Origin of the sequence: Pseudomonas koreensis, assembly GCF_024169245.1 — a bacterium.
GTDB lineage: Bacteria > Pseudomonadota > Gammaproteobacteria > Pseudomonadales > Pseudomonadaceae > Aquipseudomonas > Aquipseudomonas koreensis_F.
On record NZ_JALJWP010000001.1, the window covers coordinates 5,227,036 to 5,245,180 of the forward strand.

An 18,145-nucleotide genomic window follows, 5' to 3' on the forward strand; every position below is an offset into this window, starting at 1 on the left:
ATTTCGAAGAATAGGTCTAACGGACTGCCACACTCAAGTCATGTTAGTAATCGTCGGCCGACGAACTAAATGGAAAAAATTTAGTTCTATCCCAAGGAATATTTCATTTCAGATATGAAGTGTGACCAACTTCACACAACGCCGACATGGCCAATCAATGGCAAAAGGACATAGACAAAGCCATCGCCACAAGCTCAAAATAGTGGCACCATTGCATATCGCCATCATCTAAGCGTTAGTTCACAACCTCGAAGAAATCAACTAAAAGCTTGAAAAGGCTACTTATTGTTAGAAAAGCCGAGAGCCACGTCTAAAATCCGCGCAAATGTTACCAATTGTCAGTCACAGATGAGAACCGGTGCTTTAACATCCTGATGTCAGCACCTAATTCGAGTCAATGCATGATGCTCTCAGGGAACTTGGCGACTAGAAGTCCGCGCCCGACAAACGATGAATCCGGTGTTCTTGCTCTGGGTCGTACCCTGGGTGTGGCTGATCATTTTAGAACACTGATCGCGAGGCACGTGCAGAGCGATATCCCTCTGGAAACGGGTGCTTACGCTAGTTCATATAAACATCACGGTTACATTGGCACCTATCGCGCCATTTTCCTTATCATCGATAGCCCGCAGACCGTGGAAGACAATCTTGCGCTGGTGCAGAGTCTGCGCGATAACAACTTGAAGCCGCTTATTTGCACGGTCATCACCGGCCGCGGCGCCGTCAACAAGATCAAGTATTATCTCGCCGGCGCCGATGCCTGTATCAAGCTCAACACACTGAGCGATGACAGCGACGACTTGCTCACGGAGTTCTTCAACAGCGAAGACTGGCAGCGGGATATTACTCTGACGCTCGATCCCACGCGGATCTGCCTGCTGGACAGTCGGCGCAAACTCGATATTTCTTTCGCCGAGATGAAGATCCTCGAAGCCTTTGCGCAAACCGGCAATCACATTCTGAGTCATGATGAAATCGCCAGCATCATGGGCCTCAACGCCAATTTCTACGATCCTCGGGCACTGGAAAAATCAATCAGTCGCTTGCGTGGAAAAATCAAGGACATGTATGGTACAAACGCGATTCAGAGCATCCGCGGCTACGGCTATCGCCTGATGCGGGGCCTGATATCGACTGCCTGAGTCTCGGGCAGTCTTCCCTTTTGCATACGTACGAAGGATCGTCTGATGCAGCCATATCGTTTCAGTTCCGCTTCATATTTAATAAAACTCAAGCACTTGAATGAGCGCGGCAACACGACCCATAACAATAAAACTCCATAACATAGCAGCAGATCGAGTGGAATTTATCGACGGCCATCTTCGGCCCGAACCCTGCCTACGATTACTTCCGAGGAAGTCATTGCTCGCCTGCCGATTTATCTTTTAGCCAATTTTGGTGTGTATTTAGGAGAGAGACATGGAAACGAGTACAACCCTCCCCAGAAAATATTTTGTTGTTGTGACGCACAGCACAACGTCGCAACGTGAACTGGAAAGCATCTTGTCCAGTGAGCGTTTCAATTCGTTTGGCACGTCGCAGGCGCAAATGTTTGTTGAAGGTGTTGCTTCGCCCTCTTCCGCCCCGATGGTCATGGAGTTCAGTTACCCAAGCCTTAGCCGAAAGAACGTTGCGCGCAGTATCGAACATGATACCCAACGCATACTGGCCACCCTGGAAAATGAATGGCGAGCCGCGCAGACAGACAATCCGTTCCAGAGCTTTCCGACAGTCACTGCAGAACGAGCGAATATCTCGAATGTCAGCGAGAGTACTGAGGATTGCAGCGACACCTGGCATCTTGACGATGATCAGGGCGTATTGCTCAAGGACACTATCGCGATCAGCCTGACCGGCCTGGAAACCGCTCTCGTCAGGAAAATGCTGAGCCATGAAGACCGCGTTGTCAGTCGTGATGACTTGATCATCAGTATTGGCCGGGAACCCGAGCAATACCGGGGTCTGGAAATGTGCCTGAGCCGTTTGCAGGACAAGTTCAAGAGCGCGAGTAATGGCGAGCGATTGTTTCGAGCCGTAAGAAATCGCGGATATTGCTTGATCCAGGAAGTCGTCGCGTAATCACAGGCGACATTAAAACCGAGACAAACAGATATAAAGTGCGACTACAACAACAAGAAGAGCACTCTGTTTGATTTTTCCTCCCTGACTCAATAAGAGCTTCCCTGCCTCCACCCCGCCAACAGTAACAAATACCCCCCCGCCTTTTCACCCCCTGCTCTACGACCTTTTCTAACAGCCTTATATTTAAATATTAAAAAGTTGGCAGAGTGCCATCTTGTTAGAACTCGTCAGACACCATTCCCGACAATAACTTAGTCTATTGGCTGACGACAGTTCGGCTCTCGATGTTGTTACCTCAAGACACTCGCTAAAACAAAAACAATAAGTCTGCATAACAACTCGGCTTTCAACTGTTGAAACCTGAATGGACGTCTTTTGGGGATATCGTATGGATCTTTCTCTCAGTATTAATCGAAGCACGGGCCTCAAGGGACTGACCTTTTGGGGCCAATGGGCGCTGGCACAGGCTTTCGTTGTGACGCTGCTGTTCATTCTCGCTGAACAGCACACCGGCACAGTCGCGTTCTACTACCGAATGTGCGCCACCCTCGCCGTCCTGGCCTCGGTGCCGGCTTACACCTTCAGTGGCGTTTATCGCAAACGCGACAACTACCTGACTGGCCTCGGCCGCCTGTTCATGGGTTGGTCGATGACCATGGCCGCGCTGGCGTGCATCGCGTTTGTCTGCCAGGCCGATGAGCTGTTTTCCCGTCAGGTGATTCTGAGCTGGGCGGTGTACGGCTTCCTCGGTCAGGCCTTCCTCTACGCACCGCTGCATGCGTTTTCCAAGTACTACCAGCGCTCGCGTAAAAGCGAACACCGGACGCTGATCGTCGGCACTGGCGAACTGGCGCTGGGCCTGGCGAAGAAACTCAGCCAACTGGAAAACCTGCCGCTGATCGGCCTGGTCAGCAACGGCGACAAACCTGTCCTCGCTGCGGACGCCCCACGCGTCGTTGGCGCTCAGGATGAGTTGCTTGAGCTGATTGAGGCGCACGACATCCGCCGCTTGTACATCACCCTGCCGCTGAGCGAAGCAGCCAAAATCGAAGCGATGTATGTCGATTTGCTGGGGGCCAACGTCGATGTCGTTTGGGTGCCGGACCTCAACAGCCTGACGCTGCTCAACCACTCGGTGAAAGTCGTGGACGGCCTGCCGGCGATCTACCTGAACGAAAGCCCCCTGACCAGCCGCCCGACCGCTGCCCTGAGCAAAAGTCTGGTTGAGAAGACCGTGGCGTTCCTGGCGATCATTGCCCTCAGTCCGCTGCTGTTGATCATCGCGCTGGCGGTGAAACTCAACTCGCCCGGCCCGGTGTTTTTCAAGCAGGATCGTCATGGCTGGAACGGCAAGGTGATCAAGGTCTGGAAATTCCGCTCGATGCGTGTCCACGATGACCGCGAAGTGAAACAGGCCAGCCGTAATGACTCGCGCATCACCGCAGTAGGTCGTTTTATCCGCCGCACTTCGCTGGACGAGCTGCCGCAGTTGTTCAACGTGTTGCAGGGGCACATGGCGCTGGTGGGGCCACGGCCGCATGCGGTGGCGCACAACAACTACTACTCGGGCAAGATCCTCGCCTACATGGCGCGTCACCGAATCAAACCCGGGATCACCGGGCTTGCACAGATCAGTGGCTGCCGGGGTGAGACCGACACCATCGACAAGATGCAGAAGCGTGTCGAGATCGACCTGCAGTACATCAACAGCTGGTCGTTGTGGCTGGATCTGAAGATCCTGGTGAAGACGCCGTTTACGTTGTTGTCGAAGGACATTTACTGAGGTTCAGCACTTCAGATCGCAAGGGGACGAAAGTCCCCTTTTTTGTGGGCGGGATTTGGCACACCGGTATCGAACACAGGTGCGCCCCCTGTGGGAGCGAGCCTGCTCGCGAAAGCGGCGTGTCTGGCGATGGGGATGTTGGATGTGCCGACGCCTTCGCGAGCAGGCTCGCTCCCACAGGGGGTTTGGGTGATGGCCAGGTCAGTGGTTCGATAATGATCAACTGTAGGAGTGAGCCTGCTCGCGATGGCGCTGTGTCAGTCAATGATGATGTCGGCTGACATGACGCTATCGCGAGCAGGCTCACTCCTACAGGGGGGCTTGAGACATGGCCAGAATTGGCGGTGTGGCCTCTATCCAATGTAGGAGTGAGCCTGCTCGCGATGGCGGTATGTCAGTCAACAACGATGTCGGCTGATCCGGCGCTATCGCGAGCAGGCTCACTCCTACAAGGCTTTTGTGTCGACTCGGCAGGCCAGCGCTTACTCGGTAATCTTCTCGAAGTTGCGATAGAACATGTCCCCTTCCCGGCTATCCGTCATCGAGTGCAGTTGATAGCTGCGGCTCAGTCGGGCGCCGCCATCTCGGGTCAGTGGCGCCCAGACCAGGTTGGCGCGGCGCATGGTCGACATACTCATCATTTCGTCGAACGGGATCGACAGGTACAGGCCCTTGTCGAAACTACCTTCGCCGTATTCGGCGCTGCTGGCCGTGGTGATGGTCGCCCAGGCACCGACGCGCACGCCATTGAAGAACTCGCGCGATATGTCCACGGTCGTGCCCCAATCCCCGGCCAGATAACGACCGACACTGACTGCGGCCAGCGTGTCGAATGGCAGATCCGTATAGCCGGTGATATGCCCGGTCACTACCGAGTAATCGCGCAAAGCAAAACCCTGATCAAAATCACGCTGGCGCACCCAGTTCAAATCCGCGCCCACCGACCAGCGCTCACCTGTCGGGCGGAACAACACTTCGGCACCGACGCCGGCAAACATCGATTCCAGATAGCCGCCGTACACCATGCCGTACAGGTCTTTATCCAACTGCTCGGCATGGCTGAGCTGGAACAACGGCATGGTGGTGTTGGAGGTGGTCAGGTATTGGCGCAAATCCGTACGCACGCGGGGCAATCCGCTCGGCGCGTCATAGACGAACTTGTCGAAGTTGTTGACCAGGTTGGCGCTGAGCAAACCGCTCCACCAGGTGTTGCGGTTGAAGCGATATTCCGCGTCCGCATCAGCACTGAATTGATAGAGCAAACCGTCCGGGCCGCCGACGTTCTGTTTGAAGCCCAGACCGACGCCATAGCTGAAATGCTGCGGCGCTTCGCTGTAGAGGGTTTTCTCGTTGTGCGGCATCGCCGGGTTGATTTCGGTGGTGCGGTGCAGCGACTGCAACGGCTCCTCGTTGTTGATCACCTCGCGAAAGGTCTGGCGTGGCAGGCTGGTTTCTTCCAGCGGCAAGTCATAGCGCTTGTTGACCACGGTGAACCAGTCGATGCCGTCGTTGACGCTGTTGTCGAGAATCCGGCTCGCGCGGCCAACGGCTTTGGACGAATGGAAATACCGCTGCTGCTCGCCATAGACGATCAGCTCGGAATCGCGCTGGCTGATGCGCTCGACCTTGTACCCGGCATTCTGCTGCAGACGTCGCGACACATCGGCCCAGTTGACCTGCTCCATCGACGTCGTCGGCGCCTTCGCCGGCAGCGGTTCGGGGGTCGGGTCGTAGGTTTTCGCCGGCGCCTTGCGGCTGACGAAATTGGTGTGGAAGGTCACGCCGAACATCGCCGTATTGCCCCGCTCCCACGCGGCGCTCAGGTCGATCGAATCGGTCACCTTGAACACCGCGCCAAGGTTGATCGGCGAGTCCTGTTTGATCTCGTTGTCCTTCGGCTCGTTCTTGTAGTCGTTGCCTTCGAACTCCAGCTTCAGACTGAGACGATCCCAAGGTGTCTGGTAGCTCACGCCACCGAACAGAGAAGGCTTGCCACGAAAGTACGAGCCGGAGTTGACGTCGCCGGTGCCTTCCAGCGCCGGGCGCGTATCGAAGCGATTGCTGACGTAACCCAACGGGTTGTCGAAGTCGCCGCGATTACCGATGTAGCCCCAGGCAATGCCGGCACTGAAGTCGAAATTGTCGAAGCGCTTGTTGGCGACGAAGAATTCGCTGGAGAACAGACCGGTACCACCGATATCTCGGAAGCCGAGGGCCACTTCTGGCGCCCAGTGGCTTTCCTGCCACAGGCGCACTTTGGCGTCGACCGCCTTGTCCTTATAGCTTTGACTACCGCTGAGGGCCTCCGAGCCGTAGGGCCGGTTGGTGATCGCGGTATAGCGGAACGAACCTTCTAGCCAGTCCAGCGGTTGCAACGACACGCTGTAGCGGCTGTACGGGTCGGTGCGGTTGGCGTTGACGCTCAGCTCGCCGGCCGGGGCCATGCGCGCCGTCGGCGTCTGCAACAGACCGGTGCCACCGAAGTCGTTCTGGGTGATGCGCGGCTCGGCGTGGGCCAGACCGCAGGGCAATAACAAGACAGCTGCAAAACGTAACTTCAACGAACCACCTCGGCCAGCTGCGTGGCAATGAATTCGGCCAACTGCTGATTCAGTTCAGGAAGAGGCGGATCAAGATCATCATTTTTAATCGGCACCAGAATCCTGCTGCCGGCCACCGGGAACTGTCCGGACTCGCGATTCCAGTGCGCGATACCGACACGCCGCGACACGCCGTTGGGCTGGATCAGCCACAGGTAATCGGCCTCGGCGTCGTCGAGAATCGAGCAACTTCCCAGGTATTCGCGAGCCTCCTGCAACGGCTGATACGGCACGTGGCACTGCTCGGTGACTGCGCCCAATACCTGCACTTCATCGACCCGTTTCGGGTAGATCAGCTGATCGCCGTCATCCAGACGAATGTTGCGCGCGAAGCCGACTTCCACGGCGACCGGGTCGAGGTCAGCGATCTGCCGCCCGGTCACCGGCATCTGTCGGACTTCTTCGGCAATGCGCTGTGCCAGTGCTGCGCGGCCTGGCCGGTCGAACAACGTGGCCATGCGCTGCAGCACATCGAGGTCGAACAGCACGCCGACCTTGAGCCGTGTCTGTTCCTCGACCAGCGACTGACGCAACAAACCGCCCGCCAGCCAATAGCCTTCGGCATTGGGCACGGCTTCGCCGATCACATCCAGCAAGCGCCCACCCGGCGGCAAAGCAATCGGCCCGGGATTGGCGACGTCACCGGACACCGTGACTGCGGCCTGACTCGCCCCTGCGATCAGCAAAAGACCCGCAGCCAAAATGCTTGAGCGCTTCACGGCAGATGCCTGCGATCAGGAGTCAATTGCACCAGCTTCACGCGCAGTTGCGAGGTCAGTTGTTGCTCGCTCTGCAGAATGAAACCGTCACGCGGATCGACCCAGTAACGGTTGGTCGCGCTGAGGCCGATCGCGGGCGCGTCAATCTGTTCATCGACGCGCAACACGGTGTAGGGCTTTTCGAGGATCTCCAGGGTTTCGGTGGAGCGGCGCGAGAAGCGGCTGTTGACGACCACACCGACTTCCTGGCCCTTGTACAGATCGATCCAGCGCCGCGTGGTGAAACCGTCGGCGACGTGGTGCAGACCTTGCTTGAACGGCGAGTCATCGGCCAGCCGCGTGCCATCCAGATCACCTTGCAGACCGAGGCCGATGCTGCGCACGGCGAGGCCATCGCGCAGCAGCAATACCTGCTTGCCGGAGGCGACCCAGAACTGCAGGTCTTCACGCTCGCGCACCAGCGCCAGCACGCCGGAGCCGGAGGGCGTGGTCAGTTTCAGTTGCGGGTAGTTGACCCCGGCAACTTCGGCCGCCGAAACGTCAACTTCATCGGGGCCGACGACGGCGGCCTTGAGGTTGTTCAGCGACGCGCTCATCAGCGGATTACAGCCGCACAGCAACGAGGCCGCCATCAGGCACACGCCCACTTTCAATAGGTTCACAGTCGGGCGGCCTTATTTGCTGTTGTTGCTGTATTCGCTCCAGTTCTTCGCTGCCGAAGCCCCGGTGCCGACAATCGACGCCGACGGCACCAACTGGCTGATGAAACGGTTCCAGCGGGTGACGTTGGCCGGACCGACGTAGACGACATCCTGCGGCCGCACCTGGAAGTGCGAAGCCAGCGCCATGGCGGTCGGCGATTCGGCTTCGAGCTGGTAGATCTTGGCGGGCTCGACGTCGAGATTTTCCACCCCGCGAATCACGTACACCGCGTTGCCATTCGAGCTGGTCTGGCTCAGGCCACCGACCGAACCGAGCACGTCGGAAAGGTTCATGGTCGCGGTCTTAAAGCTCAGCGCGCGTGGCTGGTTGACCTCGCCCATGACGTAGATGCGCTTGTTGTCGTTGTACGGCAGGTACAGCTGATCGCCGCCCTTGAGGTAGACGTTCTGCAGTTCGGAATCCTGCTGATTGAGCGAGTCGAGATTGAGCGGATAGACCCGCCCGTTGCGCGTCAGCAACAGCCCGGACAGGTCGGCATTGTTGGTGTCGATGCCGGCGGAACCGAGGGCCTCGACCACGCTCAGCGGATTGGTCGAAATCGCTTGCGGGCCGGCCTTCGTTACCGCGCCGGTGACCACGACTTTCTGGCTGGCGAAACGCAACACCGCGACATCCACCTGCGGCTCGGCGATGAATGCCGACAAGCGTTGTTCGATGTCCGCGCGCAGTTGCTGGATGGTCCGGCCGGCGGCCTGGACTTCCTTGATGAACGGGTAATACAGCGTGCCATCGGAGCGCACCAGACGGCCGTTGGCATCGATCTGTTGTTGCGCGCCAGAGGGCGCGGTCAGCTCCGGGTGATCCCAGACGGTGATGTACAGCACGTCATTGTTGCCGATGCGATATTCCGCTGGCGTCACCAGCAGCTCCGGCGGCAGCGACTCACGCTTTTGCGTGGCGCGGTTCATGGCGATCAGCTTGGGGGTGATCGGAATCAGCTCGACCCGACTGCTTTCGCTGGCGCCCTGACGAGTGATATCGCTGGTGCTCAGGTACTGGCCGGGGGAAAACATGCAACCTTGCAAAGCGAGACTTGCCAACATTAAAAAATAAACACTACGAGTCATAATGGCACTACGCTATTCAAGGGCGAATCCAAAAAACAAAGTCACCCGACTTGCGTCGGGCGACTCTGTACTGCACTAACAAATGTTCCTGTTAGTTATGCGTGCCGGTTGTACCGGTGGTACCTGTCGTACCGGTGGTACCGCCGTTGGCACTACCGCCGCTGTTGGACGCCGCTACAGCACTGGCAACCATTGCAGTACTGGCTGCGGGCGCTTGCGAAGCCGCCACACTGCCACCTACATTGGTTACCGCTGTCAACGGCGCTTCAGCTGCGGCAGCCCAGTTGCTCAACATCGTCAACAGGGCAACTGCCATCACTTTTTTCATAACAACTCCTTTCTAACATTCGAACTGTTAAAAAACAGATCTGTGTCAGAGCTGGTAGCTTTCAAGTCCGCAAAGAGCGCGAACAAGATCCGTTGTTCTTTCACAGCCATACGCAACTGCTAAAAGTCGAACGGCAGGTTTATATCTACGGACTTGCAAAAGGCATTGCCAGTGTAATTTCCCGACGTTATCTAACAACCTGACTGAAACTAACATCGGACTAAATGGCCATCATCGCGAATAGCCGTTGGGATGATTCGATTGCCAGCGCCAAGTGTCGGCAACCATGTCCTGCAAGTTGCGCGTGGCTTTCCAGCCGAGCTCTTTCGCCGCTTTCGAAGCATCGGCAAAACTCTCGGCAATATCACCGGCGCGACGCGGCATCATCCGGTACGGCACCGGCCGCCCGCAGGCCTGTTCGAACGCGTGCAGCACTTGCAGCACGCTGTAGCCATCGCCGGTGCCGAGGTTCCAGGTGTGAATGCCGGTGCGTTCGCTGATCGACTGCAACGCCTTCAAGTGTCCGTCCGCCAGATCGACGACATGGATGTAATCGCGCACGCCGGTGCCATCGGCTGTCGGGTAATCGTTACCGAAAATCGACAGCTCGCGCAGGCTGCCGACCGCAACCTGGCTGATATAAGGCACCAGATTGTTCGGAATGCCGTTGGGGTCTTCGCCCATGTGCCCACTGGCGTGGGCGCCGATCGGGTTGAAGTAGCGCAGCAGTGCGATGCTCCAGCGCGGCTCGGCGAGGCTCAGGTCGCGCAGCACGTTCTCGACGATCAGCTTGGACTGGCCGTAGGGATTGGTCGGATTGCCCGTGGGAAAATCCTCGCGAATCGGCATTTCCTCAGGTTCGCCGTACACCGTCGCCGAGGAACTGAACACCAGTCGAAACACCCCCGCCGCCGCCATTGCCTGACACAGAGTGATGCTGCCGCCGACGTTGGTTTCGTAGTATTCGAGCGGTTTGCGCACACTCTCGCCCACGGCTTTGAGCCCGGCGAAATGCAGCACGGCGTCGATCTGATGTTCGCGAAAGATACGATCCAGCAACGTGCGATCGCAGACATCGCCGCGAATCATCCACGCACTTTTGCCGCAGATGGCTTCAACGGCGTGAAGTGCCGCATCGCTGCTGTTACAAAGATTATCCAGAACGACAACTTCATAACCTGCTTCAAGCAATGCAAGTGTGGTATGCGAGCCGATATAGCCGGCGCCACCCGTTACCAGAATCTTCATAGCGCGATCCGTCATTGAATAAATACCCGGTAGCGTGTCAAGCCTTGACGAGTGGATATGCGGAGCAATTCACACAAACAAGGCGACAACCACCACAATCAAATTTAGTTCAACCACTGGCAATAATTATTTTTGCCGGTCAAACTATCTTCAGGTACTTATTAGCACTCCCTGCGCATTTACCACTATCAACAGATACCGACTAAAAATAACTTATAACGAAGTAGTCGACATCTCATAACATTGCCGCCTTTTAACCGCGCAACTAATTGCCATCTACAACCTGACTCGGGTATTAAAGTAAGCCTTCAATAATCATTGAAACTTGCCGCCATGCTCTGGTGCGCAACCGTCGCCTGTGTTCCATGACTGTCCAGGATACTTTTATGATTCGTAAATGTTTGTTCCCCGCTGCCGGCTACGGCACGCGTTTCTTGCCGGCGACCAAAGCCATGCCGAAAGAGATGCTGCCGATCGTCAACAAGCCGTTGATCGAATACGCCGTTGAAGAAGCACGAGACGCCGGTCTGCAACACATGGCCATCGTCACCGGCCGGGGCAAACGCGCGCTGGAAGACCACTTCGACATCAGCTACGAACTCGAGCACCAGATACGCGGCACGGAGAAAGAGAAATTCCTTGCCGGCACCCGCGAGCTGATCGACACCTGCACCTTCTCTTACACCCGTCAGGTGGAAATGAAAGGCCTGGGCCACGCGATTCTCAGCGGTCGCCCATTGATCGGCGACGAGCCGTTTGCCGTGGTGCTGGCCGACGACCTGTGCCTGAACCTCGAAGGCGACGGCGTGCTGTCGCAGATGATCGAGCTGTACAAGAAGTTTCGATGCTCGATCGTCGCTATCCAGGAAGTGCCCGCCGATCAGACTCACAAGTACGGAGTGATCGCCGGCGAGCTGATTTCCGAAGGCATCTACCGGGTCAACAACATGGTGGAAAAACCGGCACCGCAGGACGCGCCGTCGAACCTGGCGATCATTGGGCGCTACATCCTTACGCCGGACATCTTCGACCTGATCGCCGACACCGAACCGGGCAAGGGCGGCGAAATCCAGATCACCGACGCCTTGATGAAACAGGCACAGAACGGCTGCGTGCTGGCTTACAAATTCAAAGGCCTGCGCTTCGATTGCGGCGACGCCGAGGGTTATCTGCAAGCGACCAACTTCTGCTACGACAACGTGTACCTCAAGGGCCGCTGAGACGGCTCCCCACCACCAGAGGCAGGCAACCATGAACATTGCACAACATTCGACAGAGATTGAACGTGAGGTGGGCAACCTCGGGGTGATGAGCTGGTTGTCGCGCCATCAACCGCTGCCCAGCGCCAACGAAACCTGGCTGGGCACGATTCTGCTGGTGGAGCGGATCGGTGTGTTTCCTGCGTCCGGCGATATCCGCCGGCCGATGCGCGATCCCTATCCGCTGCTAGCGCACCTGAAGGCGCTGTATGGCGAACAGGCGCTGGAAATGGATGACCGCGATGGCCTGAAAGTGATCTTCAGCGACTGGCGCTTTCGCGTGCGCATCTGCTGCAACGACCCGGCGATCATCATTAATGTGGAGACACGTTGTGATGCGCGGTTGATGCCGCAGAAGCTCACCGAATTGCTCGATCAGGTCGACGCCTACACACAGAACTGATCGTTCCCACGCTCTGCGTGGGAATGCCGCCCGGGACGCTCCGCGTCCCTTCGCCGGGTGACGCAGAGCGTCACAGGATGCGTTCCCACGCAGAGCGTGGGAACGATCATCGTGAAGCCGCGTCGCATGGATCTTTTTTACCCATGATCCAGCCATAAAAATAATCGGCAATCACCCTCCCGCCCGTGGCCGGCAGAGGATGAATTCTGTCCGGGCCGATCATCGCGGCAGCGTAGCGTTTGACGTCGGGGCCGAATGCGCATTGCAGGTTGGCGAACCCGAAATGCTGTTCACGCGCCCAAGGCTCGAGGACCTGCACATAGGCCGACATCGGGTAGGCGCTGGAACGCGTGGTGTCCTGGCGCATGATCAGGTTGATGCTCGCCGCCGGCTGAATCTCGCGCAGCATACCCACCAGGCCCTGAACATTCTGCAGATACTGCGCAGGCTTGACGCCAAAGCCCTGATCGTTGCCGCCGAGCATGATCAGGTAAACGTCGGCCGGAATCTTCGACACCACGGCTTTCCATTGCGTCTGCCACTGCGGATCGGCGTGATAGAAATCGGCCGATGCCGCACCTGATGCCGCCAGTTTCGACACCCGCACGCCCTTTTGCTCGTTGCCCAGCCACAGCCCGAACAGCGTCGGCGCGCCTTTCACCACTTCCAGTTTGAATGACCAGTCTGCGGCTGATGGAGCGCCGGGTAGCGCGACTTCCTGAACGCCCGAGCCTGCGAGCTGCAACGGTTGCCAGTCTTGCGCGGGCGACCAGCGATAGCGCAGCTCGCCGGATTCGCCGTTGCCGAGATATAACAGTTTCGCCTGAGTCACCGCGGTATCGATGCGCGGCGAAGGGTTGGCATCCACTTGCAACCAGGCACCCGGTTTACCGGTGATCGTGCGGCTGTCCGGGCTGGCCTGGCCCAGATCGGAAACCTTCCAGTCGCCGCCGAAGTATTTGTCGCTGCTGCGGGTGTATTTGAAATGCGTGCCGCCCAGCGCCGCGCCGTGGTTGAAACCGACATAACCGGGGCCAGCGAAACCCACCTCGGCGGCCACTCGCTGCACCAGTTTGTTCAGATAGAAGTCCTGCCCGGCGGTGTAGCTGTCACCGATTACCGAAACGGCCAGCACCCTGCCGGCCTTGCCATCGCGCCACTGCGTAAAACGTTCGCGGGCATCCTCTACCGTGATGGCCGAGGTGGCGACTGGTTGAGGGGCGTCTACTGGCATCATTCAATATTTCCTTTGTCCGGGATGGCCCTTTCGCGAGCAGGCTCGCTCCCACAGGGATGTGTGACTTGCACGGATCCACTGTAGGAGCTGACGAGTGAAACGAGGCTGCGATCTTTTGATCTTCGCAAGCCACGACAAAAGATCAAAAGATCAAAAGATCAAAAGATCAAAAGATCGCAGCCTCGTTGCACTCGTCAGCTCCTACAGGGAGGATTGCGTGTGTACCACGGGGGTGACGGGCACCAACGGCTTCTTCGCCGCGCGCTCGCCAAGGAACAATACGGAAGTGAAGTTAAAACGGCTGAACACCATCGCCAACAGCACCGGTCCGAGTAATCCACAACTCAGACCACCGAGCACCAGCAAGCTCTCATCCTTCACGCCCAGGCGCCCCAACGCAAACCTGGAGGTCGCCGCGAACAGCACATGAAACAGGAAAATCGCATAGGAATACCCGCCCAGCCAGGTCAGCGCTTTCGAGCGCATGTCACTCGACAGCAACGCAATGCAAGACACACAGCCCACCGTCAAACCGATCACACTGCGACGATCGACAATCAGCTCACGATCGATCGCTGCGACATACAGCAACGTCAGCGAAATCAGCACAAACAGCAGCGGCCCGATTACCTTGAAGCGCTGCTTCAAAACATCGACATTTTCCTGGCCAATCATCCCCGCGACAAAAAACGGCAGAAGATAAATCGCGCCGTTGATACCGAACGCATCCAGCGGCAACGGCGGCAACAGGAACAACACCGCGGCAACCGCAAACAACCCATATAACCGCGTCGCCGAACGCAGCAGGCCGCGCCATTCCAGCAAGCCAACGAAGATGAAAATGCTGAACACCGCCTGCAAAAACCAGAAGTGATTGATCGGCACCCAGAACGACAACAGCGCATCGATTACGCCGACGTCCTTGTTCACCCCCGGCCCCACCGCTTGCAGCACCGAGAACGGCACGCCGACGCAGAACAGCGGCACGATCAGCCGGCGCACCTTGCCGGCAAAGAACGCGGAAAAGTCATTGTCGCGAATCTTGTAGATCGAATAGATGTAGCCGGAGATAAAGGTGAACAGCGGCATGCGCACGTACACCATCGAATCGGCGATGACCCGGAACGGCGAGCCGATATCGATTTTCAAACCCCCGCCCAGCGGGCCGATGACGTGATAGAGCACCAGCAGCAGGCACGCCAGGCCGCGCAGGGTTTCGATCTCCAGGGATTTTTTCTTGCTCGACATAGAGCACCTGCCTTAAGTGAGAATTCTTGATTCGACCTGCACCGGTTTGTTCGCGCGCAGCATCAACCCCAGGCCGACGAACAGTACCGGCACCACCATCGAGAAATGTCGGGCGAAGGAGCCGAAGTCCGGCTCGAACAAGCCTTGCACCAACAGGAATGCCAGCGGAATCGCGATCAGCTCCTTGGGTTTGGTCTGGATCGGCGCGCCCTTGTAGTCGGTCGAAGTGATGACTTTGAACAGCAGCAGCGCGGTCATGATCATCAGCGCAACGAAGATCACCTGCCCCGGTCCGGACAGCAGAATCAGCTCCACCGGGAATGACAGGCGGAAGAAAATGATCATCGAGTCCAGCGCCTGGGAAACGAAGTCGCTGCCGCTGAGCCACGAGACGATCAGCGACTTCGAGCCCTCCTCGCCCGCTGTGCGCAACTCGTTGTTGCTCGCACGGATCGATGAAACCGGAAAACCCAGCGCCAGCTGAATCGCCATGGCCACCGCCAGATAAAACAGGAACAGCATCAGAAAGAAGGTGAAGCGCGAGACGTACTTTTTCATCACGCAGACGCCGACCCACGACAGCGAAAACAGAATCCAGTACGGCCGGATCAGCACGCCGTAGATCACCGCCGAGAGAAAAAACCCGCCGCGATATTTGCGCGTCAACGCGCTGAGCAGAATGCTCAGCACCGCTACCGAGACGATGATTTCCTTGGTCAGGTTCTCGAGGAAAAACGAACGCACGATGCCCCACAGGCACAGGGTGCCAAAGATCGTCAGCGGCATGCGCCGAAACACCACCACCGGAATTGCGGTGAGGAAAAAATTGCAGAACATGCCGTAGGCCCAGGCATTGGTCAGGTTGATCCCGGTGGGCCGCAGCAGGAACGCCGAGCACTCGTAGGACGAGCGATCCGGCGAGAACGGGTTCCAGAAATTGCAGTTGTCGGCGCGCGCATACGACGACCACAACGTCATCGCATCCGGCCCGGGATCGCGCGGCACCAGCAGCGGCATCGCCACTGACAGGAACAGCCCGGTGAACAGAATCAGAAAGGAAATCGACGAATCGAATGTGCGCCCGCGAAATTCGATGCGCGGCAGTTTCAGGCCCATGACAACGCAGCCTTTTTCGCGCCGGTGACGCGGGTCAATAACGCGATCACGCCAAGCTGCACGACGATGGCGAAAACGTTGCCCCATGCTGCGCCATAGATCGAGTAATGCTCGATCAGCACATAGCTGACCGGTACGGAAATCAGCAGACAGATCGCCGCGCTGGCCAGCGACACCCGGCTGTTTTTCGAGGCAATCAAACCGCCCCAGACGATGTCGCCAATCGCCCGCAAGGCGAAGGAGAAAATCAGCACCGCGAGGAGCGCGTTATCCGGACGCGGCACGCTGGCGGCGACGTAATTGAGCAGCAGATTGAAAAACACATAGATCGCCACGGCGACAACCGCGGAGACCGCGAGGGAACGCATCACCCATTTGTTGACGAACAGTTGCCTGACCGTGAACGCCTGTTGATCGGCCTGAAAACGCTTGGCCAGCACCGGAATGCCGACCACCGCCACCACCGCATACGACAACGCCTGCAAAGTGTTCGCCGCTGACCAGGCGTACACATATTTACCGAGGCTGGCGTAGGGCTCCAGGTCGATGATCAGAAAGCGTTCGGCGTACTGACTCAGGGCGATCAGACCGGTGCCGAGATAGAACGGCAACCCGGCCTTCCACACCGTCGCGGTGTCCAGCACCGCTGCCTCGCGACCCTTGTGCACGTTCACCACGATCAGGTATCCGGCGATGATCACCAGCGCGTTGGCGGCGACCCACAACCACAACACACTGGCGATGCCCGCGACCCAGCCGAGCATCATGCCGCCGACCGCCAACACCGCCCACAAGCCAGTCTTGATGAAAAACAGCAAGGCGCCGGCGGTGGCTTTCTGTGCGGAGAACACGAAGGAATTGATTTCGAACGACAGATGCTCGGTGAGCAAGACCAGGGTCACGCAGAGGACCAGCGTAGCGGTCGCTTCCATCGACTGAAACAGCGAATAGATCAGCACGGTCAGCACCGACAACAACAGCCCCACCGCCAGGTACAACAGCAGGACCTTGTCGACCACCCGCCGCGAACTGCCGCCGACGCTGATCAGCCGGTTGATCTCGGAACTGAAGCCGACGCTGTAGAACTTCGAAGCGATCAGCGAAGCCGCGACCACCACGCCGTAAAAACCCAGCGCCTCGTACCCGAGGTAATGGGTGATGGCCAACACCAGCAAGAACTTCGCGCCCAAGGCTCCGCCGCGAAGCAACAGCCGAAATATCATCGAACGACACCCTTGATGATCTCGTCCATCGCCACGGTTTTCGCTTCGATTTCGCGGCAGGTGTCGGTCAGGCGCTTGCCGAAGTTCGACAATGCATTCGGTGCGTAAACGGTGTTGATGATGGTGTCGACATCAATGTCGCCGCCGTTGATCACCCAGTCCTCGACGCCCATGTCCTGATAGGCGCCAAAGCCTTTGCGCTCGTAGCTGATGTGATACGCCGGCACACCGGAGAGCAGCGATTCGATGGCGCCGTGCAGACGCACCGAGATGACCAGGTCCGGCTGATATTTGGCGATGGTTGCCTTCAGCGACAGCAGGTCTTCGTTGATGCCCAGCTCACGGTAGAACGCGCCGTCATCGTTGCCACGCACCGCGCTTTGCACGGCGCAGACCACTTTGCTTTTGTTCTTCAGACGCTGCAGCAACAGTTTCAGATTGGCCACGTAAGCGACCTTCTTCTCTTTGCTCCACTCCGGCGGCTTGCGCAGCACTACGCACACGGTGGCCGGCGACGCGGCGCAGCGGGTGAACTTAGGCTGCTGGAGAATCTTGCCTGCCAGCGACTGCACCGCCAGATCCGGCGCGCGATAGACGTTTTCGCAAGCGTCGAAGATCGCCGAAGAGCGGTTGTCGCGCACGAACACCGCATCGGCGCTGGCGTAATGCTCAACGATCTTGTTGCTCTCGCCGTGGAACGGGCCAATGCTCTGCGGCAGGTACACCGACGGCACCTTGCTGAGGATCGCGGTTTCCAGTTGCTTGGCATGGCCGAGCTTCAGCTTGATGTGCTCGAACGCGCTCTTCGAACGCATGTACCCGCCGCCGACACCAACGATCAGATCGGTCTTCTTCAGCAGCTCGGCGAGCCCGGCGTAGGACTGATTGAGAAACACCGCTTGCTTGACCCGGCCCAGACCTTTGGCCGCCATCACCGGCGCATCGAAACGCGGGTGCGGCAGGTAGCTGAACGACTCGGGATCGGACGCCACGACATTGATTGCGGTGTCTTCACCGAAGTTACGCTGCACCAGAGCAATGGCCAGATCGACGAGCAGACCGTCACCGGAGTTGGACGCGCTGTAGCCATGCAAAATCGTTACGTTCAT

At 57.9% G+C, this 18,145-nt stretch carries 16 protein-coding genes; 5 read left to right on the forward strand and 11 right to left on the reverse strand.

All coding sequences use genetic code 11. The features are described 5' to 3' along the window. The first annotated feature begins 401 nt into the window (after positions 1–401). The 3 genes from J2Y90_RS23155 (at position 402) to J2Y90_RS23165 (ending at position 3,865) form a co-directional block, all read left to right on the forward strand. Positions 402–1,142, forward strand: a complete 741-nt coding sequence (locus J2Y90_RS23155; RefSeq protein ID WP_253503727.1) for a winged helix-turn-helix domain-containing protein — start codon at positions 402–404, stop codon at positions 1,140–1,142. Positions 1,143–1,419: 277 nt separating this feature from the next. Further along, on the forward strand, positions 1,420–2,079 hold the full coding sequence (locus J2Y90_RS23160; protein ID WP_253503731.1) for a winged helix-turn-helix domain-containing protein: 660 nt from the start codon (positions 1,420–1,422) through the stop codon (positions 2,077–2,079). 391 nt (positions 2,080–2,470) lie between these two features. Beyond that, positions 2,471–3,865 (forward strand): undecaprenyl-phosphate glucose phosphotransferase, encoded by a 1,395-nt coding sequence (locus J2Y90_RS23165; RefSeq protein WP_253503734.1) that lies wholly within the window; start codon positions 2,471–2,473, stop codon positions 3,863–3,865. A gap of 482 nt (positions 3,866–4,347) precedes the next feature. Here the strand turns inward: J2Y90_RS23165 and J2Y90_RS23170 are convergent, their stop codons facing one another. The 6 genes from J2Y90_RS23170 to galE all read right to left on the reverse strand — a co-directional run bounded on the left by J2Y90_RS23170 (position 4,348) and on the right by galE (position 10,550). Further along, positions 4,348–6,426, reverse strand: a complete 2,079-nt coding sequence (locus tag J2Y90_RS23170) for a YjbH domain-containing protein (protein WP_253503737.1) — start codon at positions 6,424–6,426, stop codon at positions 4,348–4,350. Continuing rightward, positions 6,423–7,184, reverse strand: a complete 762-nt coding sequence (locus tag J2Y90_RS23175; protein WP_253503740.1) for a capsule biosynthesis GfcC family protein — start codon at positions 7,182–7,184, stop codon at positions 6,423–6,425. Before J2Y90_RS23175 ends, J2Y90_RS23170 begins: the two co-directional genes overlap by 4 nt. Continuing rightward, positions 7,181–7,846, reverse strand: a complete 666-nt coding sequence (locus tag J2Y90_RS23180; RefSeq protein ID WP_253503743.1) for a YjbF family lipoprotein — start codon at positions 7,844–7,846, stop codon at positions 7,181–7,183. The genes J2Y90_RS23175 and J2Y90_RS23180 overlap by 4 nt, the downstream gene beginning before the upstream one ends. Before the next feature lie 12 nt (positions 7,847–7,858). Next, complete coding sequence (locus tag J2Y90_RS23185) at positions 7,859–8,920, reverse strand: polysaccharide biosynthesis/export family protein (RefSeq protein ID WP_253503747.1); 1,062 nt, start codon at positions 8,918–8,920, stop codon at positions 7,859–7,861. A gap of 145 nt (positions 8,921–9,065) precedes the next feature. Then, entirely contained in the window at positions 9,066–9,302 is a 237-nt protein-coding gene (locus J2Y90_RS23190) for a hypothetical protein (protein ID WP_016775457.1), read from the reverse strand. A 231-nt stretch (positions 9,303–9,533) separates the two neighbouring features. Then, positions 9,534–10,550: a UDP-glucose 4-epimerase GalE gene (gene galE, locus J2Y90_RS23195; protein ID WP_253503750.1), complete on the reverse strand. Its 1,017-nt coding sequence runs from the start codon at positions 10,548–10,550 to the stop codon at positions 9,534–9,536. Positions 10,551–10,936: 386 nt separating this feature from the next. Between galE and galU the strand changes: the two genes are divergently transcribed. Continuing rightward, complete coding sequence (galU, locus tag J2Y90_RS23200) at positions 10,937–11,770, forward strand: UTP--glucose-1-phosphate uridylyltransferase GalU (RefSeq protein WP_253503753.1); 834 nt, start codon at positions 10,937–10,939, stop codon at positions 11,768–11,770. A gap of 31 nt (positions 11,771–11,801) precedes the next feature. Next, complete coding sequence (locus tag J2Y90_RS23205) at positions 11,802–12,212, forward strand: mannose-1-phosphate guanylyltransferase (RefSeq protein ID WP_253503756.1); 411 nt, start codon at positions 11,802–11,804, stop codon at positions 12,210–12,212. A gap of 106 nt (positions 12,213–12,318) precedes the next feature. Here J2Y90_RS23205 and J2Y90_RS23210 read toward each other — a convergent pair whose 3' ends face one another. From J2Y90_RS23210 to J2Y90_RS23230, 5 genes are all read right to left on the reverse strand, one after another. Continuing rightward, positions 12,319–13,449, reverse strand: coding sequence for an SGNH/GDSL hydrolase family protein (locus tag J2Y90_RS23210; protein WP_253503759.1), 1,131 nt, complete (start codon positions 13,447–13,449; stop codon positions 12,319–12,321). Between the two features lie 201 nt (positions 13,450–13,650). After that, entirely contained in the window at positions 13,651–14,697 is a 1,047-nt protein-coding gene (locus J2Y90_RS23215) for an acyltransferase family protein (RefSeq protein ID WP_253503762.1), read from the reverse strand. 12 nt (positions 14,698–14,709) lie between these two features. Next, complete coding sequence (locus tag J2Y90_RS23220; protein ID WP_056791467.1) at positions 14,710–15,813, reverse strand: hypothetical protein; 1,104 nt, start codon at positions 15,811–15,813, stop codon at positions 14,710–14,712. After that, positions 15,804–17,036, reverse strand: a complete 1,233-nt coding sequence (locus J2Y90_RS23225; RefSeq protein WP_367399444.1) for a phosphoribosylaminoimidazole carboxylase — start codon at positions 17,034–17,036, stop codon at positions 15,804–15,806. Before J2Y90_RS23225 ends, J2Y90_RS23220 begins: the two co-directional genes overlap by 10 nt. Beyond that, positions 17,033–18,145 (reverse strand): polysaccharide pyruvyl transferase family protein, encoded by a 1,113-nt coding sequence (locus tag J2Y90_RS23230; RefSeq protein WP_253503768.1) that lies wholly within the window; start codon positions 18,143–18,145, stop codon positions 17,033–17,035. The genes J2Y90_RS23225 and J2Y90_RS23230 overlap by 4 nt, the downstream gene beginning before the upstream one ends.

Bases quoted from the DNA above. Each gene is read 5' to 3' on its own strand.
- J2Y90_RS23155 (WP_253503727.1), top strand. From the start codon at position 402: ATGATGCTCTCAGGGAACTTGGCGACTAGAAGTCCGCGCCCGACAAAC.
- J2Y90_RS23160 (WP_253503731.1), top strand. From the start codon at position 1,420: ATGGAAACGAGTACAACCCTCCCCAGAAAATATTTTGTTGTTGTGACG.
- J2Y90_RS23165 (WP_253503734.1), top strand. From the start codon at position 2,471: ATGGATCTTTCTCTCAGTATTAATCGAAGCACGGGCCTCAAGGGACTG.
- J2Y90_RS23185 (WP_253503747.1), bottom strand. From the start codon at position 8,920: ATGTTTTCCCCCGGCCAGTACCTGAGCACCAGCGATATCACTCGTCAG.
- J2Y90_RS23190 (WP_016775457.1), bottom strand. From the start codon at position 9,302: ATGAAAAAAGTGATGGCAGTTGCCCTGTTGACGATGTTGAGCAACTGG.
- galE (WP_253503750.1), bottom strand. From the start codon at position 10,550: ATGAAGATTCTGGTAACGGGTGGCGCCGGCTATATCGGCTCGCATACC.
- galU (WP_253503753.1), top strand. From the start codon at position 10,937: ATGATTCGTAAATGTTTGTTCCCCGCTGCCGGCTACGGCACGCGTTTC.
- J2Y90_RS23205 (WP_253503756.1), top strand. From the start codon at position 11,802: ATGAACATTGCACAACATTCGACAGAGATTGAACGTGAGGTGGGCAAC.
- J2Y90_RS23210 (WP_253503759.1), bottom strand. From the start codon at position 13,449: ATGATGCCAGTAGACGCCCCTCAACCAGTCGCCACCTCGGCCATCACG.
- J2Y90_RS23215 (WP_253503762.1), bottom strand. From the start codon at position 14,697: ATGTCGAGCAAGAAAAAATCCCTGGAGATCGAAACCCTGCGCGGCCTG.
- J2Y90_RS23220 (WP_056791467.1), bottom strand. From the start codon at position 15,813: ATGGGCCTGAAACTGCCGCGCATCGAATTTCGCGGGCGCACATTCGAT.
- J2Y90_RS23225 (WP_367399444.1), bottom strand. From the start codon at position 17,036: ATGATATTTCGGCTGTTGCTTCGCGGCGGAGCCTTGGGCGCGAAGTTC.
- J2Y90_RS23230 (WP_253503768.1), bottom strand. From the start codon at position 18,145: ATGAACGTAACGATTTTGCATGGCTACAGCGCGTCCAACTCCGGTGAC.